The 22,549-nt window shown below is 62.5% G+C and carries 25 protein-coding genes; 14 read left to right on the top strand and 11 right to left on the bottom strand.

Annotation, left to right across the window (positions count from 1 at the left end):
• The first annotated feature begins 252 nt into the window (after positions 1–252).
• On the top strand, positions 253–453 hold the full coding sequence (locus DEM27_RS16530; RefSeq protein WP_109459353.1) for a hypothetical protein: 201 nt from the start codon (positions 253–255) through the stop codon (positions 451–453).
• A gap of 82 nt (positions 454–535) precedes the next feature.
• On the opposite strand, the gene DEM27_RS16525 is transcribed toward DEM27_RS16530, so the two are convergent.
• Complete coding sequence (locus DEM27_RS16525; protein ID WP_109459352.1) at positions 536–1,699, bottom strand: M20 aminoacylase family protein; 1,164 nt, start codon at positions 1,697–1,699, stop codon at positions 536–538.
• 160 nt (positions 1,700–1,859) lie between these two features.
• Here DEM27_RS16525 and DEM27_RS16520 point away from each other — a divergent pair, with 160 nt between their 5' ends.
• Both DEM27_RS16520 and DEM27_RS16515 read left to right on the top strand, forming a co-directional pair.
• On the top strand, positions 1,860–2,948 hold the full coding sequence (locus DEM27_RS16520; protein WP_420028831.1) for a D-alanyl-D-alanine carboxypeptidase family protein: 1,089 nt from the start codon (positions 1,860–1,862) through the stop codon (positions 2,946–2,948).
• A 17-nt stretch (positions 2,949–2,965) separates the two neighbouring features.
• The gene (locus tag DEM27_RS16515; RefSeq protein WP_109459351.1) at positions 2,966–4,147 is read left to right on the top strand and encodes a CobW family GTP-binding protein; all 1,182 of its coding nucleotides are present in this window, start codon (positions 2,966–2,968) and stop codon (positions 4,145–4,147) included.
• Between the two features lie 20 nt (positions 4,148–4,167).
• Here DEM27_RS16515 and DEM27_RS16510 read toward each other — a convergent pair whose 3' ends face one another.
• The 5 genes from DEM27_RS16510 to DEM27_RS16490 form a co-directional block, all read right to left on the bottom strand.
• Positions 4,168–4,404, bottom strand: a complete 237-nt coding sequence (locus DEM27_RS16510; RefSeq protein ID WP_420028834.1) for a sulfurtransferase TusA family protein — start codon at positions 4,402–4,404, stop codon at positions 4,168–4,170.
• Positions 4,398–5,651 carry a L,D-transpeptidase family protein gene (locus DEM27_RS16505; RefSeq protein WP_109459349.1) on the bottom strand — a complete coding sequence of 418 codons (1,254 nt, stop codon included), beginning with the start codon at positions 5,649–5,651 and terminating at the stop codon, positions 4,398–4,400. The genes DEM27_RS16510 and DEM27_RS16505 overlap by 7 nt, the downstream gene beginning before the upstream one ends.
• A 181-nt stretch (positions 5,652–5,832) precedes the next feature.
• On the bottom strand, positions 5,833–6,786 hold the full coding sequence (locus DEM27_RS16500) for an acetyl-CoA carboxylase carboxyltransferase subunit alpha (RefSeq protein ID WP_109459348.1): 954 nt from the start codon (positions 6,784–6,786) through the stop codon (positions 5,833–5,835).
• 62 nt (positions 6,787–6,848) lie between these two features.
• On the bottom strand, positions 6,849–7,805 hold the full coding sequence (xerD, locus tag DEM27_RS16495) for a site-specific tyrosine recombinase XerD (RefSeq protein WP_109459347.1): 957 nt from the start codon (positions 7,803–7,805) through the stop codon (positions 6,849–6,851).
• Positions 7,805–7,978: a hypothetical protein gene (locus tag DEM27_RS16490; RefSeq protein WP_109459346.1), complete on the bottom strand. Its 174-nt coding sequence runs from the start codon at positions 7,976–7,978 to the stop codon at positions 7,805–7,807. The genes xerD and DEM27_RS16490 overlap by 1 nt, the downstream gene beginning before the upstream one ends.
• 147 nt (positions 7,979–8,125) lie before the next feature.
• On the opposite strand from DEM27_RS16490, the gene DEM27_RS16485 reads away from it, so the two are divergent.
• From DEM27_RS16485 to DEM27_RS16475, 3 genes are read left to right on the top strand one after another with little or no spacing between them, the layout of a single operon-like run.
• Positions 8,126–8,722, top strand: a complete 597-nt coding sequence (locus DEM27_RS16485) for a shikimate kinase (protein ID WP_109459345.1) — start codon at positions 8,126–8,128, stop codon at positions 8,720–8,722.
• Positions 8,712–9,845 carry a 3-dehydroquinate synthase gene (aroB, locus tag DEM27_RS16480; RefSeq protein WP_109459344.1) on the top strand — a complete coding sequence of 378 codons (1,134 nt, stop codon included), beginning with the start codon at positions 8,712–8,714 and terminating at the stop codon, positions 9,843–9,845. The genes DEM27_RS16485 and aroB overlap by 11 nt, the downstream gene beginning before the upstream one ends.
• On the top strand, positions 9,842–11,149 hold the full coding sequence (locus DEM27_RS16475) for an HlyC/CorC family transporter (protein WP_109459343.1): 1,308 nt from the start codon (positions 9,842–9,844) through the stop codon (positions 11,147–11,149). The genes aroB and DEM27_RS16475 overlap by 4 nt, the downstream gene beginning before the upstream one ends.
• A 63-nt stretch (positions 11,150–11,212) precedes the next feature.
• Here DEM27_RS16475 and DEM27_RS16470 read toward each other — a convergent pair whose 3' ends face one another.
• Positions 11,213–11,494 carry a BolA family protein gene (locus DEM27_RS16470; protein WP_109459342.1) on the bottom strand — a complete coding sequence of 94 codons (282 nt, stop codon included), beginning with the start codon at positions 11,492–11,494 and terminating at the stop codon, positions 11,213–11,215.
• Positions 11,495–11,606: 112 nt separating this feature from the next.
• On the opposite strand from DEM27_RS16470, the gene DEM27_RS16465 reads away from it, so the two are divergent.
• The 4 genes from DEM27_RS16465 to DEM27_RS16450 all read left to right on the top strand — a co-directional run bounded on the left by DEM27_RS16465 (position 11,607) and on the right by DEM27_RS16450 (position 16,250).
• On the top strand, positions 11,607–12,233 hold the full coding sequence (locus tag DEM27_RS16465) for a J domain-containing protein (RefSeq protein ID WP_109459341.1): 627 nt from the start codon (positions 11,607–11,609) through the stop codon (positions 12,231–12,233).
• Positions 12,234–12,337: 104 nt separating this feature from the next.
• Positions 12,338–13,324 carry a cobaltochelatase subunit CobS gene (gene cobS / locus DEM27_RS16460; protein ID WP_109459340.1) on the top strand — a complete coding sequence of 329 codons (987 nt, stop codon included), beginning with the start codon at positions 12,338–12,340 and terminating at the stop codon, positions 13,322–13,324.
• 19 nt (positions 13,325–13,343) lie between these two features.
• Entirely contained in the window at positions 13,344–15,245 is a 1,902-nt protein-coding gene (cobT, locus tag DEM27_RS16455) for a cobaltochelatase subunit CobT (protein ID WP_109459339.1), read from the top strand.
• Between the two features lie 9 nt (positions 15,246–15,254).
• Positions 15,255–16,250, top strand: coding sequence for an esterase-like activity of phytase family protein (locus DEM27_RS16450; protein ID WP_109459551.1), 996 nt, complete (start codon positions 15,255–15,257; stop codon positions 16,248–16,250).
• A 10-nt stretch (positions 16,251–16,260) separates the two neighbouring features.
• Here DEM27_RS16450 and DEM27_RS16445 read toward each other — a convergent pair whose 3' ends face one another.
• A complete protein-coding gene (locus DEM27_RS16445; protein ID WP_109459338.1) occupies positions 16,261–16,896 on the bottom strand; it encodes a queuosine precursor transporter in 636 nt (211 codons plus the stop codon).
• Positions 16,897–17,013: 117 nt separating this feature from the next.
• Positions 17,014–17,313: a 50S ribosomal protein L28 gene (rpmB, locus tag DEM27_RS16440; RefSeq protein WP_109459337.1), complete on the bottom strand. Its 300-nt coding sequence runs from the start codon at positions 17,311–17,313 to the stop codon at positions 17,014–17,016.
• Positions 17,314–17,550: 237 nt separating this feature from the next.
• Here rpmB and DEM27_RS16435 point away from each other — a divergent pair, with 237 nt between their 5' ends.
• A complete protein-coding gene (locus DEM27_RS16435) occupies positions 17,551–18,330 on the top strand; it encodes a DUF3108 domain-containing protein (protein WP_109459336.1) in 780 nt (259 codons plus the stop codon).
• A 19-nt stretch (positions 18,331–18,349) separates the two neighbouring features.
• On the opposite strand, the gene DEM27_RS16430 is transcribed toward DEM27_RS16435, so the two are convergent.
• Together DEM27_RS16430 and gloB are read right to left on the bottom strand one after the other, a co-directional pair.
• Complete coding sequence (locus DEM27_RS16430; RefSeq protein WP_109459335.1) at positions 18,350–18,775, bottom strand: cupin domain-containing protein; 426 nt, start codon at positions 18,773–18,775, stop codon at positions 18,350–18,352.
• Complete coding sequence (gene gloB / locus DEM27_RS16425) at positions 18,775–19,545, bottom strand: hydroxyacylglutathione hydrolase (RefSeq protein ID WP_109459334.1); 771 nt, start codon at positions 19,543–19,545, stop codon at positions 18,775–18,777. The genes DEM27_RS16430 and gloB overlap by 1 nt, the downstream gene beginning before the upstream one ends.
• Positions 19,546–19,632: 87 nt before the next feature.
• Between gloB and DEM27_RS16420 the strand changes: the two genes are divergently transcribed.
• From DEM27_RS16420 to DEM27_RS16410, 3 genes are all read left to right on the top strand, one after another.
• Positions 19,633–20,388 carry a class I SAM-dependent methyltransferase gene (locus tag DEM27_RS16420; protein WP_109459333.1) on the top strand — a complete coding sequence of 252 codons (756 nt, stop codon included), beginning with the start codon at positions 19,633–19,635 and terminating at the stop codon, positions 20,386–20,388.
• Positions 20,389–20,489: 101 nt separating this feature from the next.
• Complete coding sequence (gene hisC, locus DEM27_RS16415; protein ID WP_109459332.1) at positions 20,490–21,599, top strand: histidinol-phosphate transaminase; 1,110 nt, start codon at positions 20,490–20,492, stop codon at positions 21,597–21,599.
• Positions 21,596–22,525 (top strand): prephenate/arogenate dehydrogenase family protein, encoded by a 930-nt coding sequence (locus DEM27_RS16410; RefSeq protein ID WP_109459331.1) that lies wholly within the window; start codon positions 21,596–21,598, stop codon positions 22,523–22,525. Before hisC ends, DEM27_RS16410 begins: the two co-directional genes overlap by 4 nt.
• The last annotated feature ends 24 nt before the right edge of the window (positions 22,526–22,549 follow it).

The raw sequence follows: 22,549 nt of genomic DNA, 5'->3' as shown, positions 1-22,549 counted from the left end.
TGTGCTCTATCCTGCTGAGCTACGTGGACATGAGAACGACGTTCTCTTCCGGACCCCTTTAATCAGAAATGGCGCTGATCCGCAAACGCTTTTGCGCAACCCGGAAAACCCGGGAGAAAGAGCCCTGTTCCGGGCGGAACAGCCAGGCGCGGGGCGTGGTGGCATAGTCGGGTCACTGGATGAGACGAACACATCCACACAGACAGACAAACCGATCCACCGAAGCAACAACCCGAACAATAGGAGCCGACCATGCGCAACTTCCTTCTCGCCGCCGCCACTGCCGCCACCCTCGTCATTTCGTTTGCCGCACCGTCCTTCGCCGGCGGCTACTACGGTGGCTACCAGTCCTACGACAGCTACGACTACCGTCCGAGCTGCTTCATCAAGAAGATCCGCACCTACGACTATTACGGCAACGTCTACATCAAGAAGATCCGCGTCTGCCACTGATCTACGGCAGACGATCTCACAGACCTCCCACCCTCGGCCCGGATGTTCCCTGCATCCGGGTCGAGGTGTTTCTGGCTGCCGGTCAGGCTGCCAGGCGCTGTTCGGCGAGCTTGACCCAGTAGGATATGCCGTGGGCGATCGCCTCGTCGTTGAAATCATAGGCGGGGTTGTGCAGGCCGGCGCTGTCGCCGTTGCCGATGAAGATGAAGGCGCCCGGCCGGGCATTCAGCATGTAGGAAAAATCCTCGCCGCCCATCATCGGGTCGACATCGACGTTGACATTGTCGTCGCCGCCGATGGCGCGGGCGCTGTCGGCCGCATAGTCGGTCTCGCGGGCATGATTGAAAGTAACGGGGTAGTTGCGGTGATAGGCGACCGATCCTTCGGCGCCGTGCGCGGCGGAAATGCCGGCGACGATCTCGCCGATGCGGCGCTCGGCCAGTTCGCGGTCTTCCGGTGTCAGCGTGCGCACCGTGCCGCAGATGGTCGCATCGTTGGGGATGACGTTGTAGGCGAAGCCGGCGTTGAATTTCGTCACCGATACGACCATCGACCGCAGCGGGTTGACGGTGCGCGAAACGATCTGCTGCAGGTTGGTGACGATCTGTGCGCCGACGACGATCGGATCGATGGTGCCATGCGGCTGGGCGGCGTGGCCGCCGCGGCCCTTGACGGTGATGGTGAATTCGTCCGTGGCCGCCATGATCGGCCCCCTGCGGATGGCGAAGGCGCCGACCGGCAGGCCGGGCATGTTGTGCATGCCGTAGACTTCCTCGATGCCGAAGCGTTCCATCATGCCGTCCTCGACCATCAGCCGGCCGCCGCCGCCGCCTTCTTCGGCAGGCTGGAAGATCACGGCGACATTGCCGGTGAAGTTGCGTGATTCGGAAAGGTACTTCGCCGCACCGAGCAGCATGGCGGTGTGGCCGTCATGGCCGCAGGCATGCATCTTGCCCGGCGTCGTCGAGGCCCAGGGCTTGCCGGAAATCTCCGTCAGCGGCAGGGCGTCCATGTCGGCGCGCAGGCCGATGGCACGCGTGCTGTCGCCGCGACCGCGGATCAGGCCGACGACGCCGGTACGGCCGATGCCGGTCACGATCTCGTCAACACCGAATTCCTTGAGTTTTTCCGCGACGAAAGCTGCGGTATTCTCGACGTCGAACATCAGCTCCGGCCGGGTGTGGATGGTGCGCCGCCATTCCGTCACTTCGTCCTGGAGGTCTGCGGCACGGTTCAAAATGGGCATGATGCTGTTCCTGTGACTGCGAATGCGTAAGGTGCGGGCGAGGCCGGCATGCAATGTGAGCCTGATAATTGACGTAATCAATGACCTTTGCCATTGCTTAGCCATATAAGGTAAATAACCGGCAGTGACGAGATCATTCCGGACAATTCGAGGATTTGCCGTGACCACGACCACCGTTCGTTTGCCTGCCGCCATTCTTGCGGCATCCGCCGCCTTGCTGATGGCAGTGCAGCCCGTCGTCGCCAATCCGCGCATCGTCGTCGATGTCGAGACCGGCCGGGTGCTGGATCACGAGGATGCCTTCCGCCGCTGGTACCCCGCTTCCCTGACCAAGCTGATGACCGCCTATACGGCCTTCGAGGCCGTGCGCTCCGGCCAGATGACGATGGAAAGCCTGGTGACGATGAGCAAGCGCGCCGCCGCCCAGCCGGCAAGCAAGATGTATTACAAGCCCGGCCAGCAGATGACGCTCGACAGCGCCTTGAAAATCCTGCTGATCAAATCGGCCAACGACGTCGCCGTGGCGATCGCCGAAAGCGTCGGCGGGTCGCAGGAGGCCTTCGTCGATCGCATGAACCAGAATGCCCGCAAGCTCGGCATGTCCTCGACGCGTTTCATCAATCCCAACGGCCTGCCGGGCAAGGGGCAATATACCACGGCCCGCGACCTTGCCGTTCTGACGGTGGCGATCAAGCGCGAGTTTCCGGAATATGCCGGCCTCTTCTCGATCGAGGGCTTTACCACGGGCAAGAAGAACTATCCGAACTATAACCTGCTGATCGGCCGCTTCGACGGCGCCGACGGCATGAAGACCGGCTTCATCTGCGCGTCCGGTTTCAACCAGGTGTCTTCGGCCACACGCAATGGCCGGTCGGTGGTTTCGGTCGTGCTCGGCACGGAAAGTCTCGGCGCCCGCGCCGATGTTTCCGCCGACCTTCTGCAGCGGGCGCTGACGACGGCCTCGAAGGGCAACCTTACTTTGAGGACACTGCAGCCCTATGGCGCCGACCGCGACGTGGTGGCCGACATCAGCGAAGAGATCTGCAACGCCAAGGCCGGCAAGATCCGCAGCGAAGGGCGCGACGAGGCGGGACGCATGAAGATGAATTCCCCCTACATCCACGAAATGACGCGCGAGCCGAACTTCGTGTTTGCCGGCCTCATTCCCGGCAGCGATGCGCAGCCGGTGAAGGCGGGCAAGGGCGAGATCGCCAACGTGCCGATCCCGATCCCGCGGCCGACATTCTGACCGGATAGGGACAAGCCATGAGCGAGGTGCGTGAAAAAATCGCGGTGTCGATCCTGACCGGTTTTCTCGGCGCGGGTAAATCGACGCTGCTGAACCGGATCCTCAAGGACCCGGCCCTGACGGATACTGCCGTCATCATCAACGAGTTCGGCGAGGTCGGCATCGACCACCTGCTGGTGGAATCCTCCGACGATTCGATCATCGAACTGTCGGACGGCTGCCTGTGCTGCACCGTGCGCGGCGAGCTGGTCGATACGCTGGCGATGCTGATGGATGGCATGCAGACCGGCCGCCTCAAGCCGCTGAAGCGGGTGGTGATCGAAACCACCGGGCTCGCCGACCCGGCGCCGGTGATGCAGTCGGTGATGGGCAATCCGGTGATCGCCCAGGATTTCGAACTGGATGGCGTGGTGACCGTCGTCGATGCGGTCAACGGCCTGTCGACGCTGGACAACCATGTCGAGGCGCGCAAGCAGGCGGCGGTGGCCGACCGGCTGATCCTCGCCAAGGCGTCGCTGGCCGATGCGGCCGCCATCGCCTTGCTGACGGAACAGTTGCGGCTGCTCAATCCGCGGGCGCCGATCATGGACGGCGACAGCGACGACGCCGGCAGGGCGGCGATCCTGATCAACGGGCTTTATGACGTCTCCGGCAAGATTGCCGATGTCGACCGCTGGCTGCGCGACGAGTCGATCAGCGAAGACCATCATCACCACGATCATGGGCATGGCCACGACCACCATCATCATCATGGTCACGGACACCACGATCACGAGCACCATCATGATCACGGCCATCACCACCATGACGTCACGCGACATGGTGACAACATCCGCTCCTTCTCGATCGTCCACGACCGGCCGATCGATCCTATGGCGCTGGAGATGTTCATCGACCTGCTGCGCTCGGCGCATGGCGAACGGTTGTTGCGGATGAAGGCGATCGTGGCGACGAGCGACCGGCCGGAAAAGCCGCTGGTGCTGCATGGCGTCCAGAGCGTCTTCCATCCGCCGGCGCGCCTGGCCGCCTGGCCGGACCCTCAGGATCGCCGCACGCGCATGGTGCTGATCACCAAGGATCTGGCCGAGGAATTCATCCGGGATCTTTTCGACGCCTTCACCGGCAAGGCGGGCATCGACCGGCCCGACCGGGCAGCGCTGGAGGACAATCCGCTGGCGGTGCCTGGGATGCGGTTTTAAATCCCGGGCGCGTTTATGGCTCAGCCCTTGCGGATATGGAAACGGTGGCCGGTTTCGGTTTTCACCGTTTCCAGCAGCGCATGGCCGTCCTGATTGCAGAAATGCGTGATGTCGATGACCGCGAGCGGGTCGGTGGTTTCGACGAGAAGATCATCACCCTGTTTCAACTGAGCGAGGCGCCGACGCGTCTTGAGAACCGGCAAGGGGCATTTCAGCCCCTTGAGGTCATAGGTCTCGGTCACGACCGGGCTCACCAGAACTTCCAGAACGGCTTTCCGCTTTTCGCCTCATCCTGAGTCTGCACGGTTTCCTGCGCAACGGCATTGGGGTTCTGCGTCGGGACGGGGATGGCCTCAGCCACCGCTTCGGTCGCCTTCTTCTCGCTCGCCTTGGCCGTCTGCGTGGTGGCGTCGCCGGCGGTCTGCGTCGTGGTCGCCGTGGCGCTTCCACCGGTCTGGTTGCTGATCGCCGCCGATGCCGACTTGGCTTCCTGCTGGGTCAGCTTTTCCTGGTACTCGCTGAGCTTCATCAGCTTTCCGGCTTCGAGAGCCGAGCCCGTCGGTGCATAAGCGAGTTCGCGGCCCTTGCGCAGGTTGGCGACCAGCGCCTTGCGCTCGGCCTCGGTCGGATCGTACCAGACCATGCCGTCATATTTGCGCAGCGCCTTGGCGTAGGCGGCTTCGTAGGTCTTGTTGTAGCTGGAAAGGGCGGCTTGCAGGGCAGCCGGCGTCGTCATCTGCGGGCAGGCGCCTGCGGCGTTGAACGATCCGTCTGCCTGCTGGTTGAAGACGTATTTCTTGTCGCAGACATTGACCTCGGGCGGCCGCTTGGTGACTTCGAAATTGTCGTATCCGACCTTCAGCATTTTCCAGAAGTCGAAATGTTCGCTGTAGCGATGGCGGGCCATGTTTTCGGCCGTCATCCTGAAGGGGAAGGCCTGCAACTGCACACTCGTCTGGCCGCCCTTGAAGGCGTCGCGGGCGAATGCGTAGATTTCCAGGACCTGCTCGTCGGTCATCGAATAACAACCCGACGACGAACAGGCGCCGTGGATCATCAGGTTCGTGCCGTTGCGGCGGTTGGCCTGGTCGAACCGGTTGGGAAAACCGGTGTTGATCGCCAGGTAATATTTCGAATTCGGATTGAGGTGCGCCGGCGTGAGATTGTAGAAACCTTCCGGCGCCTGCCGGTCGCCTTCCTTGACCTTCGGCCCGAGTTTGCCGGACCAGGCGCAGATCTTGTATTCCTTGATCTTGTCAAAGCGGTTGTCGGTCTTCGCCTTCCAGATCTCCAGGACGCCTTCTTCCTTGAAGATGCGCATCATGATCGGCGAATTTTTGTCCATGCCCTTGGCGCGCATGTCCGCAACGATCTTCTGGGAAAGCGGATGCTGCACCTTGTCCTTGACGCCGGACAGGTCGGTCGTGGCGCTGTCGAGCGTATCGTTGCAGCCAGCCAGAGCTGCCGCCATCATGGAAAGAAGCACGTAATTTCTGATGCGCATTACAAAGCTCACGAACCGTCAGATCCGTTCCCGGATCTGTTTAATGGAAAGTAAACAGAATCATAGGTGCTTATACTTGACGAAAGCTTACCTGCCTATGCCGTCGCCCCCGGAAAGGCATCACAGCTAACAGGCATGATTGTGGCCAAGATTTGGCTGGTTTCGCGCCGCAGCGAGAATCTCAGAGGTTGCGGCCGATATTGAGGAATTTCTGCCGGCGCTCGTCGCGCAATTGCTCTCCGGAGCGCGACGAAAGCTCGCCCAGCGCGATGTCGATCATCTCGCCGGTGGCGGCGATCACGGTTTCGGGATCGCGGTGCGCGCCGCCGATCGGCTCGGGAATGATGCCGTCGATGATGCCGAGCCCCTTCAGGTCTTCTGCGGTGATCTTCATCGCCGTCGCTGCCTCGCGGGCGCGGGTTGAATCGCGCCAGAGGATCGAGGCTGCACCTTCCGGCGAAATCACGCTGTAGATCGAATGTTCGAGCATGTAGACGCGGTTGCCGGTGGCAACGGCGATGGCGCCGCCCGAGCCGCCTTCGCCGACGACGACGGAGATGATCGGCACCTTGACGTTCAGGCACATTTCCGTCGAGCGGGCGATGGCCTCCGCCTGGCCGCGTTCTTCGGCGCCGACGCCCGGATAGGCACCGGCCGTGTCGATCAGCGTGATGATCGGCAGGCCGAAGCGGTCGGCCATTTCCATGACTCGGATCGCCTTGCGGTAGCCCTCCGGCCGGGCGCTGCCGAAATTGTGCTTGATGCGCGACTTGGTGTCGTTGCCCTTTTCCTGGCCGATCACCGCGACGGGCTGGCCGTTGAAACGGGCAAGGCCCGCCTGGATCGCCGCGTCCTCGGAAAACTTGCGGTCGCCGGCGAGCGGCGTGAATTCGTCGAACAGCGCGGTGGCGTAGTCGATGAAATGCGGGCGCTGCGGGTGGCGGGCGACCTGTGTCTTCTGCCACGGGTTCAGCTTCGAGTAGATCTCCACCGTCGCTTCGCGGACGCGCACTTCCAGCCGTCCGATCTCGTCGGAGGTGTCGATGCTCTCGTCTTCCGTCGCCAGTTTCTTCAACTCGTGGATTTTGCCCTCAAGATCGGAAATAGGTTTTTCGAAGTCGAGATAATTGTGCATGTGATCCGTTTCCGATTGATCGTCCGGGCGGCGTGCCGGGGTTTTTTCCCCGCTGCCCGGGTCTAATCCCGTTTTTTGGCCTGTTTGGCAAGAGGGTGGTGTGTTTGAACCAGCTGCCGCAGTCTTTCATCCAGTACATGCGTATAGATTTGTGTCGTGGAAATGTCGGAATGTCCGAGAAGTTCCTGCACCACGCGCAGATCCGCCCCGTTCTGCAACAGGTGGCTGGCAAAGGCATGACGCATCACATGCGGCGATATTTTCGACGGCGTCAAGCCGGCGCGGATGGCAAGGTCCTTGAGATCGCGGGCGAAGACCTGGCGCGGCAGGTGGCCGAGCTTGCCGGCGGAAGGGAAGAGAAAAGCGCTCTCCTCCGGCTGTCCGGCAGCGGCGGCTTCCACCGCTTTTTGCGCGCCATAAGCCTTCAGCGCCGCGATGGCGGATTTCGACAGCGGCACAAGCCGCTCCTTGTTGCCCTTGCCGCGGACGGTCAGGAACCGGCCTTCCTCGTCGAGCACGCGGGCGGGAAGCGACACCAGTTCGCTGACACGCATGCCGGTGGCATAGAGCAGTTCGAGAAGAGCGAGCATCCGCAGTCGCGCCAGCCGGTCGCCGCCCGGCATCTGCGCCTCGGTTTCGGCCAGCGACAGCAGGCGGCTGACCTCATCGACGCTCATGATCTTCGGCAGGCTGCGGGCTTTCTTCGGCGTGTCGAGCACGCCGGTCGGATCGTCGCCGCGCAATCCTTCGGCATAGAGGAACTTGTAGAACTGCCGCATCGCCGACAGGCGGCGTGCCTGCGACGTGGCCTTGAAACCCTGGCCGGCGAGATGGGCGATGTAGGCGCGCAGGTCGGCGGGCGTGGCGGCGTCGAGCCGCACCTGCGTGCCGGCGAGGAAACCATGCAGATCGTCGAGGTCGCGTTGGTAGGATAACAGCGTGTTGGCGGCCGCACCGCGCTCGGCGCTCATCATTTCCAGGAAGGCTTCGATGCGTGCGCGGCTGAGGTCGCGGGCCATTATTGCTCGGCCTGCTTTTCGGTCTGTTGCACCGGGTTCAGCCGTTCGGAGGGAATGCGCACCGTCACGTCTCGCTCCCGCGGCTCGACGAACAGCACGAGCGCGAACATGACGCCGTAGATGACGCCGGCGATCATGCCGCAAACGAAAAGAAACCGGAACAATGTGGGCATCGCGATCTCCGCCAGAATCGCTCCATCTTATGACGAAGCCGCCCCGAAGGTGCAAGAAGGCGCGGGAAAAGCGACTTTTGCCGGCACATGCCTTGACGCTCCCGGCGCATTTGTCGATACGGTGTGAAAACAGAGTTTGACCGGACGATGACCGAAATTAGCCTACCGATCGCCGATACGCTGAGAGACAGGGCGCGCGCCGCGCTGGGCAGCCGCAATCTCATCCTCGTCGGCCTCATGGGGGCCGGAAAATCTTCCGTCGGCCGCATCGTCGCCACCCAGCTCGGCATCCCCTTCGTCGATACCGATCTCGAAATCGAACGCGTTTCGCGCATGACCATTCCGGAACTCTTCGCGGCTTACGGCGAGGAAGAATTCCGGGCGCTGGAAACCCGCGTCATCCGCAGGCTGCTGCGCCATGGGCCGCGTGTCGTCTCGACCGGCGGCGGCGCCTTCATCAACGAGCGGACGCGCCATCATTTGAAGCAGGGCGGTCTCTCCGTCTGGCTGAAAGCGGATCTCGACGTCTTGTGGGACCGGGTCAACAAGCGCGACAACCGGCCGCTGCTGAAGACGGAAAACCCGCGACAAACTCTCGAAAACTTGATGATCGCGCGTTATCCGATCTATGCGGAAGCGGATGTGACCGTGCAGTCCCGTGACGTGCGCAAGGAACAGATGGCCAAGGAAATCCTGGTCTCGATCGCCGGCCCCGCAGACGAAAGCCGTGAGAATGAACAATAATCCGTCTCCCTCCGCCGAACGTGTCGTGCATGTGCCGCTTGGCGACCGGTCCTACGACATCCTCATCGGTTCCGGCCTCGTCGCCCGCGCCGGCGCCGAGATCGCCACGCGGCTGAAGGGACGCAAGGCCGCCGTCATCACCGATGCCAATGTCGGCGCGCTTTATCTCGACGTCCTGATGCGCAGCCTTGCCGATGCCGGTTTCCAGGCCGTATCGCTCACCTTGCCGGCAGGCGAGAAGACCAAGAGCTTCGAGCACCTGATGACGGCCTGCGATGCGCTGCTCGATGCGCGCATCGAACGCAACGATGCGGTGATCGCGCTCGGCGGCGGCGTCATCGGCGATCTCACCGGCTTTGCCGCCGGCATCGTCCGCCGCGGCCTGCGCTTCGTGCAACTGCCGACCTCGCTGCTGGCGCAGGTCGATTCCTCCGTCGGCGGCAAGACCGGCATCAACACCCGTCACGGCAAGAACCTCGTCGGCGTCTTCTACCAGCCGGATCTGGTGCTGGCCGATACCGACGTGCTGAACACGCTGAGCGAACGCGAATTCCGCGCCGGCTACGCCGAGGTGGCGAAATACGGCCTGATCGACAAGCCGGACTTCTTCTCCTGGCTGGAAACCAACTGGCGCGACGTGTTTTCCGGCGGCGCGGCGCGAACGGAGGCGATTGCCGTCAGTTGCCAGGCGAAATCCGACGTGGTCGCCGCCGACGAGCGCGAAAACGGCCAGCGCGCCTTGCTCAATCTCGGCCATACCTTCGGCCATGCGCTGGAAGCGGCGACGAATTATGACAGCGCCCGGCTGGTGCACGGCGAGGCGGTGTCGATCGGCATGGTGCTGGCGCATCAGTTTTCCGCCCGGCTGAACCTTGCCAGCCCCGATGACGGCATGCGTGTTGCAACGCACCTGAAGACGGTCGGCCTGCCGGTTTCGATGAACGAGATCCCCGGCGACCTGCCGCCGGCCGAGGTGCTGATGGATGCGATCGCCCAGGACAAGAAGGTCAAGAGCGGCAAGCTCACCTTCATCCTGACCCGCGGCATCGGCCAGTCTTTCGTCGCCGACGACGTGCCGGCTTCCGAAGTCCTGAGCTTCCTGAGGGAAAAACATCCAAGATGACGGTTGAGGGCACGCTGGCATTTTTCGGGGCATACTGGCCGGAAATCGTCGCGATTGCGGTCCTCGTTCTTCTGTCGGCGTTCTTTTCCGGTTCGGAGACCGCGCTGACGGCGGTGTCGCGCAGCCGCATGCACACGCTGGAAAACAATGGCGGCAAGCGCGCCGGCATGGTGCGCCGGCTGATCGATCGCCGTGACCGCCTGATCGGCGCGCTGCTGATCGGCAACAACCTCGCCAATATTCTTGCCTCGGCGATCGCCACCAGCCTGTTCATCCGCCTGTGCGGCGGTTTCGGCGTGGCGGTGGCGGCGCTGGTGATGACGGTGATCCTCGTGGTCTTCGCCGAGGTGCTGCCGCGCAGCTTCGCGATTTCGACGCCGGATCGGTTTGCGCTTTCCGTTGCCTGGCCCGTGCGGCTGTTCGTGGCGGTGGTCGGGCCGGTGTCGTCCTTCTTCAACATGCTGGTCCGGCGGCTGCTCATCGCCTGCGGGGTCAATCTTTCCGGCGAGGCGCCGATGCTGTCGGCGCAGGACGAGATCCGCGGCGCCGTCGATCTGCTGCATCGCGAGGGCTCGGTGGTCAAGGCCGACCGTGACCGGCTGGGCGGCGTCCTCGACCTGGAGGAGCTGGAGCTTTCCGACATCATGGTCCACCGCATGGCAATGCGGGGCATCAACGCCGAGGATCCGCCGGAGGCGGCGGTGCGCGCCATTCTCGAAAGCCCCTATACGCGCATGCCGGTCTGGCGCGAATCGACCGACAACATCATCGGTGTCGTGCATGCCAAGGATGTGCTGCGCGAGCTTGCCGAGCCGGATGTGGCGCCGGCCAATATCGATATCGTCGGGATCGCCCAGAAACCCTGGTTCGTGCCCGACAGCACCAGCCTCAAGGACCAGCTGAACGCCTTCCTGCGCCGCAAGGTGCATTTCGCCGTCGTCGTCGACGAATATGGCGAGGTGCAGGGCATCGTGACGCTGGAGGACATCCTCGAAGAGATCGTCGGCGATATCGCCGATGAGCATGATGTCGAGATTTCCGGCGTGCGGCCGGAAGCGGACGGGTCGATCGTCGTCGATGGCGGCGTACCGATCCGCGATCTCAACCGGGCACTCGACTGGAACCTGCCGGACGAGGAGGCGACGACGATCGCCGGCCTGGTCATCCACGAATCGATGACCATCCCGGAGGAGCGGCAGGCCTTTACCTTCCACGGCAAGCGTTTCATCGTCATGAAGCGGGAGAAGAACCGCATCACGCAGCTGCGCATCCGCCCGGTCGAGGACGAAATCAAGCCGGTGTGATGCCGTCGGGCATTTGTATATTGGCTTCTCGCCGTCAGGCGCCTATATGGGGTCCAGTTCCCTTTACCAGCGGGTGGGTTCACCGGGTGCGGCAGGCTCGACGGCCAGCGCATGCAGACCCGCATCGAGTTCCGGCTTCAACAGCTCCGTGATGGCACGATGACGCGCAAGCCGCGTCATGCCGGCGAATTTCGGCGAGACGATGCGCACGCGCATATGCGTTTCGCCTTCGCCCGTCATATCGGCATGGTGGCCGGCATGCAGATGGCTTTCGTTGATCACCGCCAGCCGTTCGGGCTGGAAGGCGTCCGTGAGCTTCTGTTCGATGCGGGCTTGAAGCGACATCGGGCCTCCTTCCGGCGTGTCCGCCTGTTGGCAAAGGGTTCCCAACAAGCCAGCAACATTCCGCTTTGTCAATTCTTGTTGTGCCTTCGGCACCGTACCATAATCAGGCCCCATGAAACTTGATTCAAAAATCTTCGATCGCATCCGCACCCGCCGGAAACGGGAGCAGGAGACCGAGCTGTCCGGTCCCACCTGCCAGTGGGACGGGTGCGACAAAAAGGGCGTTCACCGCGCTCCCGTCGGGCGCAATGCCGAGGGACAGTTCTTTCTGTTCTGTTTCGACCACGTCCGGGAATACAACAAGGGTTACAATTATTTCTCCGGCCTGTCGGACACCGAGATCGCCCGCTACCAGAAGGAAGCGATCACCGGCCACCGACCCACCTGGACCGTTGGTGTCAACAAGGCGGCGCGTTCCGCGCCGCTGCACGCCGATACGCGCTCGGGTGCGGCCGGCGCCCAGGCACGGATGAAGGACCCTTTCGGTTTCGTGCAGCAGTCGCGTGGCAAAGGGTCGCGTTTCGCCCCGCAGCAGCGCAAGCTGAAAACGCTGGAATCGAAAGCCTTCGATACGCTGGGTCTCGGCCCCGCCGCGACGGCGGCGGAAATCAAGCATGCCTACAAGGATCTGGTCAAAAAACACCATCCGGATGCCAATGGCGGCGACCGGGGCTCGGAAGAGCGTTTTCGCGCCGTCATCCAAGCATATCAATTGTTAAAGCAGGCTGGTTTCTGCTAAGGGACAACGTCTGATCCGTCACCGACCTATACCCGCCGAGTGACACTGTTACGAAATGTATGAGATTTATGCGGCCGGGCGGCAGCGCCTGCTTTGGAGACATGATGAGCAAGACTGAACTCGATTACTCGAACCTGCCGGATACCACCGTTTCGGTGCGGGAGGTCTTCGGCATTGATACCGATATCCGCGTGCCGGCCTACAGCAAGGGCGATGCCTATGTGCCCGATCTCGATCCGGACTATCTTTTCGACCGTGAGACGACGCTCGCCATCCTGGCCGGCTTTGCCCATAACCGCCGCGTCATGGTCTCCGGCTTCCACGGAACCGGCAAGTCCACCCATATCGAGCAGGTCGCAGCCCGCCTCAACTGGCCTTGCGTGCGCGTCAACCTCGACAGCCATGTCAGCCGTATCGACCTCGTCGGCAAGGATGCGATCGTCGTCAAGGACGGCCTGCAGATCACCGAATTCAAGGACGGTATCCTGCCCTGGGCCTACCAGCACAATGTCGCGCTCGTCTTCGACGAATACGATGCCGGCCGCCCGGACGTGATGTTCGTCATCCAGCGCGTGCTGGAATCCTCCGGCCGCCTGACGCTGCTCGACCAGAGCCGCGTCATCCGCCCGCATCCCGCCTTCCGCATCTTCTCGACGGCCAACACCGTCGGCCTCGGCGATACGACCGGCCTCTATCACGGCACGCAGCAGATCAACCAGGCGCAGATGGACCGCTGGTCGATCGTCACGACGCTCAACTACCTGCCGCACGACAAGGAAGTCGATATCGTGCTCGCCAAGGTGAAGAGCTTCGAGGGCGCCGGCCGCGACACCGTTTCCAAGATGGTGCGTGTTGCCGACCTGACCCGCGCCGCCTTCGTCAACGGCGACCTCTCCACCGTCATGAGCCCGCGCACGGTGATCACCTGGGCGGAAAATGCCGAGATCTTCGGCGACGTCGCCTTCGCCTTCCGCGTCACCTTCCTCAACAAGTGCGACGAACTGGAGCGGGCGCTGGTGGCTGAGCATTATCAGCGCGCCTTCGGCGTCGAACTCAAGGAAAGCGCTGCGAACATCGTTCTCAGCGCCTGAGGGTATGTGAAGACAGGTCATGGCAGGTCGAGGCGATAATACCAGAACGAAACCCGGCGGACCGGTGGACATGGAGCCATTGCGCCGGGCCATCACCGGCTGCGTGCGCTCCATTGCCGGTGACGGCAATGTCGAGGTCGCCTTCGCCAACGAGCGTCCCGGCATGGCCGGCGACCGTATCCGCCTGCCGGAACTGTCGAAGCGTCCGACGGCGCACGAGCTTGCCGTCACCCGCGGGCTCGGCGATTCCATGGCGCTGCGCATTGCCTGCCATGATGCCAAGGTGCACGCCTCGATGGCGCCGCAGGGCAGCGATGCCCGCATCATCTTCGATGCGGTCGAGCAGGCGCGGGTGGAATCGATCGGCGCGCTGCGCATGAGCGGCACGGCGAGCAACCTCGCCTCCATGCATCACGAAAAATACGCCAAGGCGAATTTCGGCACTGTCGAGCGGCAGCAGGATGCGCCGATCGAAGAGGCCCTGGCGATGATGGTGCGTGAGCGGCTGACCGGCGAGAAGCCGCCGGCAAGCGCCGGCAAGGTGCTCGATCTCTGGCGCGGTTTCATCGAGGACAAGGCGGCCGGCGATCTTGAAAAGCTGGCGGCCTCGATCGAGGACCAGCCGGCCTTCGCCCGCCTGGTGCGCAGCATGCTGACCTCGATGGAGATGGCGGAAGAATACGCCAACGAGGACAGCGAGCCGGACAGCGAGGACACCAGCACCGACGAGGACCAGCCGCGCAGCGACGAGCAGAACGAAGAAAACGTCGATGAGGAGGCCGGCTCCGATGCCGCACCTGCCGAGGAAAGCGAAGCCTCGCAGGAGCAGATGGAAGACGGCGAGATGGACGGCGCCGAGATTTCCGAGGAGGAACTCTCCGACGACGGCGACGAGGATTCCGAGACGCCCGGCGAGACCCGCCGTCCGAACAGCCCCTTCGACGATTTCAACGAGAAGGTCGATTACCACGTCTATACCGAGGAATTCGACGAGGAGATCACCGCCGAGGAGCTGTGCGACGAGGCGGAGCTGGATCGCCTGCGCGCCTTCCTCGACAAGCAGCTTGCCCACCTGCAGGGCGCCGTCGGCCGGCTGGCCAACCGCCTGCAGCGCCGCCTGATGGCGAAGCAGAACCGCTCCTGGGATTTCGACCTGGAAGAAGGTTATCTCGATACGGCGCGCCTGCCGCGTATGATCATCGACCCGATGCAACCGCTCTCCTTCAAGATGGAGCGCGACACCAAGTTCCGCGATACGGTGGTGACGCTGCTGATCGACAATTCCGGCTCGATGCGCGGCCGGCCGATCACCGTCGCCGCCACCTGCGCCGACATCCTGGCGCGCACGCTGGAGCGTTGCGGCGTCAAGGTCGAGCTGCTGGGCTTCACCACCAAGGCCTGGAAGGGTGGCCAGTCACGCGAAAAATGGCTGGCCGGCGGCAAGCCCGCCACGCCCGGTCGCCTCAACGACCTGCGCCATATCGTCTACAAGTCCGCCGATGCGCCGTGGCGCCGCGCCCGCCGCAATCTCGGCCTGATGATGCGCGAGGGCCTGCTCAAGGAAAACATCGACGGCGAGGCGCTGATGTGGGCGCACAACCGCCTGATCGGCCGTCCGGAGCAACGCAAGATCCTGATGATGATCTCGGACGGCGCGCCGGTCGACGACTCGACGCTGTCGGTCAATCCGGGCAACTATCTGGAACGGCATCTGCGTGCGGTCATCGAGCAGATCGAGACGCGTTCGCCGGTGGAACTGCTGGCAATCGGTATCGGTCACGACGTGACGCGGTATTATCGCCGTGCCGTGACCATCGTCGATGCCGACGAACTGGCGGGCGCGATGACCGAGCAGCTTGCCTCGCTGTTCGAGGACCAGAGCGCGGGTTCGCGTGGCGGTCGCCGCCGTCGCGCCGGGTGATTGCTGCCGATGCGTTTCACCCGCTGCCTGGCCGCGCTGACCTTCCTTTTCGCGGTCCCGGCATCGGTGCCCGCTCTTGCTGGCGAGACGGCTGTGATGACCAGCCGGGTGATTTCCGCCTTCAAGGTCGGCTCGCCTGAAACCCGTTTTGGCGCGTTGGAGTTTGTCGGCGGGCTGGAATTGAGTTCGACGACATCGCTGTTCGGCGCCGTGTCCTCGATCCGCTTTCGCCCCGATGGCCGGAATTTCATCGCCGTCCTCGATACCGGGCACTGGATGACCGGTACGGTGGATCGTGACGGCGAAGGCCGGCTCTCCGACATGTCCGACCTCACCATCACCTCGATGATCGACAAGGACGGTCAGGACGAGACGGTGAAATGGAACATGGATGCCGAAGGCATGACGATCCGCGGCGACGACATCCTTGTCAGCTTCGAACGGCGCCATCGCATCGACATCTATCCGCTCTCCGGTTTCGAGACGTCGCGGCCGAAAAAATCCATTCCGTTCCTGATTCCAAAGAATGAATTGCGGGCGAATGGCGGCTTCGAGATGATTGCCGCGTCACCGGCGGAAAGCCCGCTCAAGGGTAGCATAGTGATCATCGCCGAGAAGAGCGTCGACAAGAAAGGCAATCTGTTTGCCGCCGTCGTCGATGGTCCCGCAAAGGGGCTGTTTTCGGTCAGGCGCCATGATTCCTTCGACGTGACCGATGGCGCCTTCCTGCCGAATGGCGATCTTCTGATCCTGGAGCGGCGCTTCAACTGGGCAACCGGCATCGCCATGCGTATCCGCCGCCTCAAGGGCGCCGACATTGTGCCGGGTGCTGTCGTCGACGGTGACATCCTGATCACCGCCGATTTCAACTACCAGATCGACAATATGGAAGGGCTTGACGTCATCACCGGCGAGGATGGCGCAACGCACATCATCCTCACCTCCGACGACAACCATTCCATTCTCCAGCGCAATGTGATGCTGGAGTTCAGGCTGGTCGAATAAGGCTTGCCTTTCAGGCGGATTTGACCGCCGGCATCGGTTTCAGCACGCTCATCAGCGCGCCGTAGGGCAAGAGCATCACAAGTCCGACGATGATCTTCACCGAAAAATCGCCGATCGCCCAGGAAATCCAGCGGGGAGCCTCTGCGGCGAAGACGCCGAGGATCGGTGCCGATTCCAGCGCGAAAGGATCGTTTGGCCCGAAGACGACGAACATCGCGGCAAACGCAAACGAGAAGAAGATCACCGTGTCGAGCGCCGAGCCGATCAGCGAGCCGACCAGCGGCGCGCGCCACCAACTCTGCCGCCGCAAGCGGTTGAAGACGGCGATATCGAGCAGCTGGCCGAGCAGATAGGCCGAACCGGACGCAATGGCGATGCGCGGCATGGAAGTGACGAAGGACAGCGCCACGCCGACGACGAAGCCGGCAAGCACCACCCGGCGCGCCATGGAGGGGCCGAACTGGCGGTTGGTCAGGTCGGTTACCAGGAAGGCGACGGGATAGGTGAAGGCACCCCAGGTCAGCAGATCGCCGAGAGCGATGCCGAACAGCATTCCCGATACGGGAAACTGAACCAGAAAATTCGAGGCGACGACGACGAGCGTCATCAGCAGGGTGTAGATTATGAAATAGCGTGTCGTGAGCATTTTTTTATCCTGGGTGATGCCACCAGTTGGAGGGACGAACCGGACAAAACAAAAGGCCTGACCGGATTATCCGTGCAAGCCTTCTGTCGTCCGTATGTTTTTTAGAAGCAGGCCGGATTAAGCGGCGGCTGCGACTTCTGCAGACTTCTTGGCGATCTGACGACGCAGCAGGCGGGCGCGCATGCTCAGTTCGTTCTCGCTGGCCTTCAACAGGAACGCATCGAGACCACCACGATGCTCGACGGAGCGCAGGGCTGCAGCGGAAACGCGCAGACGGAAACGCTGGCCGAGGGCGTCGGAAATGAGCGTTACCTGGCACAGGTTGGGCAGGAAACGACGCTTGGTCTTGTTGTTGGCGTGGCTGACGTTGTTGCCTACCTGGACGCCCTTGCCGGTCAATTCGCATACACGCGACATGGTACCACCTATTGTTTTTCTTCGCCAATGAACACCAAGCCGGACAAAACCGGTGAGGCAATCCAACTGGCCATGATTGGAAAGTTGCGGTTCTATAGTCAGCAGAGCCGCCCGCGTCAAGCCAAACCTTGGCTCTTGTAGCATTTCTGACAAAAAGCTGCTGTTTTCTTGGCTTAGCAAAAACCCTATAGAGTGGGTTCGGCCGCCCTACAGCAGGCGGGCCGCAGGAGCAACAGCATGGCAATGATCGCCGTTCGATTCTGCATGATGGCAGCAATATTGATGTCCAGCCTGCCGGCCAAGGCAGACGAGATCCATCACGAGATGGAATATAGCGTCGCGCTCTCCGGTCTGCCGATCGCACGCGCCAGTTTCTCCACCTCGATGGACAACAAGCGCTATAAGATAGATGGAAACATCTCTTCCGCCGGCATCGCCAATTTGATCACGCGGATTTCGGCGCGGACCACCGTCAGCGGCACGGTGTCTGCCGACCGCTTCCAGGCGCGCAACTACCTGCTGAACTATACGAGCGGCAAGAAGACACGCGTCTACGAGGTGAATTTCCGCAACGGCAACGTCACCTCCAATTCGATCACGCCCGAGCCGCGCCGTAACCCGAACAACTGGGTGCCGGTAACCGAAAAGGACCTGCGTGCCGTTCTCGACCCGATTTCCGGCATCATCCTGCCGGCCAACAAACAGGTCTGCCCGGCAAGGCTGCCGATCTTCGACGGCGAGACGCGCATGGATCTCGTGCTGTCGCCGAAAGACAGCAAGCCGTTTTCGACCAAGGGTTTCAAGGGCGATGCCATCGTCTGCAGCGTCCAGTTCGTGCCCAAGGCCGGCTTCAAGAAGAACCGCAAGGACATCGATTACCTGAAGAAACTGAAGACGATGGAAATCTGGTTCGCCAAGGCCGATCCGGTCAATGTCTATGCCCCGGTCTACGTCAAGATCCCGACGGAATACGGCATGCTGACGGTGTCCGCCGTCAAGTTCGGCGGCAACACCTGAGCAAATCCGCGCTGACCGTCTACGGCAGGCCCGGCATCCAGCCGGGCGGCGCCATCTCGAACCTGGAAAATTCGAAACCGGGCGCCACGGTGCAGCCGACCAGCGTATAGTCTCCGCGCGATTGCGCCGCCTGCCACCAGCCGGCCGGCACGATGGCCTGCGGCCGTTCGCCGGAAAGGATATCCGGGCCAAGCACCAGTGCGTCGACCAGCAAGCCGTCCGAGGATCGCTCCAGCGTCAGCGGCGCGCCGGCGTAATAGTGCCAGACCTCCGTGGCATCGTGAACCTTGTGCCAGTGCGAGCGTTCGCCGGCTTCGAGAAGGTAATAGATCGCCGTCGAATGGCCGCGCTCGCCGCCCGTCACGTCGCGAAAGGTCTGCACGTACCAACCGCCTTCGGGATGGCGTTCCATGTTCAACGCCGTGATGATCTCCGCTGCCGTCATCAGAAATTGTCCTTGCGCTTGCGGATTTCGGCAAACACCTCTTCGTTCGTGCGGCTTTCCATCAGAAGGTTGCGGCGGATGGCGGGATCGGCGACGCGCAGGAAGGGATTGGTTTCTTTTTCCAGCCCAAGCATCGTCGGGATGGTGAAGCCGCCGGCCGCCCTTATTTCCTCGATTTCGGCGACGCGTGTCTTCAGGCGTTCGTTGTCCGGATCGATGGTCAGCGCGAAACGGGCATTGGAGAGCGTGTATTCGTGGCCGAAATACACCGCCGTCTCGTCGGGCAGGGCGGCAAGCTTCTGCAGCGAATGCCACATGTCGGCTGCCGGGCGTTCGAACAGGCGGCCGCAGCCGAGTGCAAACAGCGTATCGGCGGCAAACAGCAGCTTGGCATCGGGCAGGTGGTAACAGACATGGCCGGCCGTGTGGCCCGGCGTCTCGATAACATTGACCGGATAGCTGCCGAATTCGAAGGTATCGCCGTCGGCGACCGCACGGTCGAGGCCGGGAATGGCGACGGCCTCTTCGCGCGGGCCGATGATTTCGAGGCCGTAACGCTCCTTCAGCGCCAAATTCGCTTCGACGTGGTCGGTATGGTGATGGGTGGTGAAGATATGGGTGATCTTCCAGCCGTTGCGTTCCGCGGCGGCAACGATCGGCGCCTCCTCGGGTGCATCGATGCTGGCGGTCAGGTGGGATTCCGGATCGTGCAGCAGGACGCCGAAATTGTCGCTGCGGCAGGGAAAAACTTCGATCTGCAAAGGTCTCATGATGAAAACACCGGCTTTTCTAAGGTTGGATGAAAATGTAGTCGCTCGCGCCTTGAAGTCCATCCACTCGCTGATAACATTTGCAAAATGTATGCCGATATCGTCGATCTCCGCGAATTTTACCATTCCGAACTCGGACGCCGCGCCGAGTATTCGATTGCCATGGCGCTATCCTCCCTGTGGGCGCGGTTGCCGCAGGAGCGGTTGGTGGGGCTTGGTTACACCGTGCCGTTTCTCGACCGCTTCCGCGGCGATACGGAACGCAGCTTCGCCTTCATGCCGGCGGGGCAGGGGGCGGTAAACTGGCCGGTGGGCGAACTGTCCTCCACGGCACTGGTCTTCGACGAGGAACTGCCGCTTCCCGATTCATCCATCGATCGCATTCTCATGGTGCATTCGCTGGAATTTGCCGAAAGCCCGCGGGAGACGCTGAAAGAGGTGTGGCGTGTGCTGGCGCCGGGCGGGCGGCTGGTGATCGTCGTGCCCAATCGCCGCGGCGTGTGGGCGCGCATGGAGCATACGCCCTTCGGTTCCGGCCGGCCCTATTCACGCGGCCAGCTAACCGGCCTGCTGCGCGAAACCAATTTCACCCCCGGTGCGACCGCCGAGGCGCTGTTTTTCCCCCCGTCGCAGGTGCGGGCGGTGCTCAAGCTGCGTCAGGCATTCGAGCGCCTGGGGAGGACGCTGTGGCCTGCCTTTTCCGGTGTGATCATCGTCGAGGCGCAGAAGCGGCTTTATCAGGGACTGCCGGTCACCGCCCGGGCGTCGCGCCGCGTTTTCGTGCCGGTTCTGGCGCCACAGGGGGTGCCGACGACCCGCGACCACGTCCCGCGTCATCGATGATCGTCGAGAACGACGGCTGATACTCGACAAAAGCCGATTTCGGGGCTAATCCCGAGAAGTCTTTTTCCGGGCTTTGTCCCGCTTTCCGTAAGGTCGATCCGATGAGCGTTGAGATGATTGAGCCCGTTCCGCGTCCGGGCATTCTGGATATTGCCGCCTACGTTCCCGGAAAGGAACATGCGCCGGGCGTCGCCCGCGTCTACAAGCTCTCCTCCAACGAGACGCCGCTCGGCGCCAGCCCGAAGGCGATCGAAGCCTTCCGCCGGAGCGCCGAACAGCTGGAGCGTTATCCGGACGGCCAGGCGGTGGAGCTTCGCGAGGCGATTGCCGCCACCTACGGGCTCAACGTCGCCAATATTCTCTGCGGCAACGGTTCCGACGAACTGCTCGGGCTATTGTGCCACGTCTATCTCGGCACCGGTGACGAGGCGATCATCACCGAGCATGGCTTCCTCGTCTACAAGATCCAGATCATGGCCGCCGGTGCGACACCGGTGACGGTGAAGGAAAGGGATTGCACCGTCGATGTCGATGCGATCCTGGCGGCGGTGACGCCCAGGACCAGGATGGTGTTCATCGCCAACCCGGGCAATCCGACCGGCACCTATGTTCCGGTCGCCGAGATCCGCCGCCTGCATGCGGCCCTGCCGAAAAACGTGCTGCTGGTGCTGGACGCCGCTTATGCCGAATACGTCAAGCGCAACGACTACGAGGCCGGCATCGAGCTGGTCTCCGCCAATCGCAACGTGGTGATGACCCGCACCTTCTCTAAGGTGCACGGCCTTGCCGCCCTGCGTATCGGCTGGATCTATGCGCCGGCGGCGATCATCGACGCGCTGAACCGGGTGCGCGGCCCCTTCAACATGAATGCGCCGGCCATTGCCGCGGGTGCTGCCGCCATTCGCGACCAGGCTTTCGTCGAAACGGCGGTCGCCTACAATGCGCTGTGGCTCGACAAGCTGACGCATGCGCTGGAGGCGATCGGCCTGAAGGTGACGCCTTCGGTCACCAACTTCGTGCTCATCCATTTCCCCGATGTCGACGGCAAGCGGGCGGCGCAAGCCGACGACTTCCTGACGAGCCGCGGCTATATCCTGCGCGCCGTTCGTGGTTATGGTTTTGCCAATGCCCTGCGCATGAGCATCGGTCCGGAAGAGGCCAATCGCGGCGTCATCGAGGCACTCGGCGAATTCATGGGCAAGACAGCATGAATAGCGTGCAGTTCGAGCGTGTTGCGCTGATCGGTATCGGCCTGATCGGCGGCTCCATAGCCCGCGATATAGCGGCGCTCGGCCTGGCGCGCGAGATCGTCGTTTCGAGCCGTAGCGCTGAAACGCTGAAACGTGCCGAAGAACTCGGCCTCGGCACATCCTACGTCGCTTCGGCCGCCGAGGCCGTGAAGGACGCCGATCTGGTGATCGTGTCTGTGCCGGTCGGGGCTTCGGGCGCTGTTGCGGAACAGATAGCCGGCTATCTGAAGCCAGGCGCGATCGTTACCGACGTCGGTTCCACCAAGGCTTCGGTGATCGCGCAGATGTTGCCGCACATGCCGGCACATGTGCATTTCATTCCCGGCCATCCGATTGCCGGTACGGAAAAATCAGGTCCCGATGCCGGCTTTGCCGGCCTGTTCCGGGGGCGCTGGTGCATCCTGACGCCGCCGCCGGGGACGGACGCGGAGGCACTGTCCAGGCTCAAGCATTTCTGGGAAAGCCTCGGTTCGCGCGTCGACGAGATGGATGCCCAGCACCACGACAAGGTGCTGGCCATCGTCTCGCACCTGCCGCATATCATCGCCTACAATATTGTCGGCACGGCCGACGATCTGGAGACGGTGACGGAATCGGAAGTCATCAAATATTCCGCTTCGGGCTTTCGCGATTTCACCCGCCTGGCGGCGTCCGATCCGACCATGTGGCGCGACGTCTGCCTGCACAACAAGGATGCGATCCTTGAAATGCTGGCGCGGTTTTCTGAGGATCTTGCCTATCTGCAGCGGGCGATCCGCTGGGGCGAGGGCGACAAGCTGTTCGATCTCTTCACCCGCACCCGCGCCATCCGCCGGTCGATCGTCGAGGCCGGCCAGGATGTCGATGCGCCGGACTTCGGCCGGCACGCATTGGACAAGAAGGATTGAGGGGACAAGAAGGACTGAGGGGAC

The organism is Rhizobium album, assembly GCF_003122325.1.
GTDB classification, from domain to species: domain Bacteria; phylum Pseudomonadota; class Alphaproteobacteria; order Rhizobiales; family Rhizobiaceae; genus Metarhizobium; species Metarhizobium album.
This window is presented reverse-complemented; position numbering and strand designations above follow the sequence as displayed.

Bases quoted from the DNA above. Each gene is read 5' to 3' on its own strand.
- DEM27_RS16525 (WP_109459352.1), bottom strand. From the start codon at position 1,699: ATGCCCATTTTGAACCGTGCCGCAGACCTCCAGGACGAAGTGACGGAA.
- DEM27_RS16420 (WP_109459333.1), top strand. From the start codon at position 19,633: ATGTATGCCGATATCGTCGATCTCCGCGAATTTTACCATTCCGAACTC.
- DEM27_RS16410 (WP_109459331.1), top strand. From the start codon at position 21,596: ATGAATAGCGTGCAGTTCGAGCGTGTTGCGCTGATCGGTATCGGCCTG.
- DEM27_RS16445 (WP_109459338.1), bottom strand. From the start codon at position 16,896: ATGCTCACGACACGCTATTTCATAATCTACACCCTGCTGATGACGCTC.
- gloB (WP_109459334.1), bottom strand. From the start codon at position 19,545: ATGAGACCTTTGCAGATCGAAGTTTTTCCCTGCCGCAGCGACAATTTC.
- DEM27_RS16530 (WP_109459353.1), top strand. From the start codon at position 253: ATGCGCAACTTCCTTCTCGCCGCCGCCACTGCCGCCACCCTCGTCATT.
- DEM27_RS16465 (WP_109459341.1), top strand. From the start codon at position 11,607: ATGAAACTTGATTCAAAAATCTTCGATCGCATCCGCACCCGCCGGAAA.
- DEM27_RS16490 (WP_109459346.1), bottom strand. From the start codon at position 7,978: ATGCCCACATTGTTCCGGTTTCTTTTCGTTTGCGGCATGATCGCCGGC.
- DEM27_RS16470 (WP_109459342.1), bottom strand. From the start codon at position 11,494: ATGTCGCTTCAAGCCCGCATCGAACAGAAGCTCACGGACGCCTTCCAG.
- aroB (WP_109459344.1), top strand. From the start codon at position 8,712: ATGAACAATAATCCGTCTCCCTCCGCCGAACGTGTCGTGCATGTGCCG.
- DEM27_RS16435 (WP_109459336.1), top strand. From the start codon at position 17,551: ATGGCAATGATCGCCGTTCGATTCTGCATGATGGCAGCAATATTGATG.
- DEM27_RS16505 (WP_109459349.1), bottom strand. From the start codon at position 5,651: ATGCGCATCAGAAATTACGTGCTTCTTTCCATGATGGCGGCAGCTCTG.
- DEM27_RS16430 (WP_109459335.1), bottom strand. From the start codon at position 18,775: ATGACGGCAGCGGAGATCATCACGGCGTTGAACATGGAACGCCATCCC.
- rpmB (WP_109459337.1), bottom strand. From the start codon at position 17,313: ATGTCGCGTGTATGCGAATTGACCGGCAAGGGCGTCCAGGTAGGCAAC.
- DEM27_RS16475 (WP_109459343.1), top strand. From the start codon at position 9,842: ATGACGGTTGAGGGCACGCTGGCATTTTTCGGGGCATACTGGCCGGAA.
- DEM27_RS16450 (WP_109459551.1), top strand. From the start codon at position 15,255: ATGCGTTTCACCCGCTGCCTGGCCGCGCTGACCTTCCTTTTCGCGGTC.
- xerD (WP_109459347.1), bottom strand. From the start codon at position 7,805: ATGGCCCGCGACCTCAGCCGCGCACGCATCGAAGCCTTCCTGGAAATG.
- DEM27_RS16515 (WP_109459351.1), top strand. From the start codon at position 2,966: ATGAGCGAGGTGCGTGAAAAAATCGCGGTGTCGATCCTGACCGGTTTT.
- hisC (WP_109459332.1), top strand. From the start codon at position 20,490: ATGAGCGTTGAGATGATTGAGCCCGTTCCGCGTCCGGGCATTCTGGAT.
- DEM27_RS16485 (WP_109459345.1), top strand. From the start codon at position 8,126: ATGACCGAAATTAGCCTACCGATCGCCGATACGCTGAGAGACAGGGCG.
- cobS (WP_109459340.1), top strand. From the start codon at position 12,338: ATGAGCAAGACTGAACTCGATTACTCGAACCTGCCGGATACCACCGTT.
- cobT (WP_109459339.1), top strand. From the start codon at position 13,344: ATGGCAGGTCGAGGCGATAATACCAGAACGAAACCCGGCGGACCGGTG.
- DEM27_RS16500 (WP_109459348.1), bottom strand. From the start codon at position 6,786: ATGCACAATTATCTCGACTTCGAAAAACCTATTTCCGATCTTGAGGGC.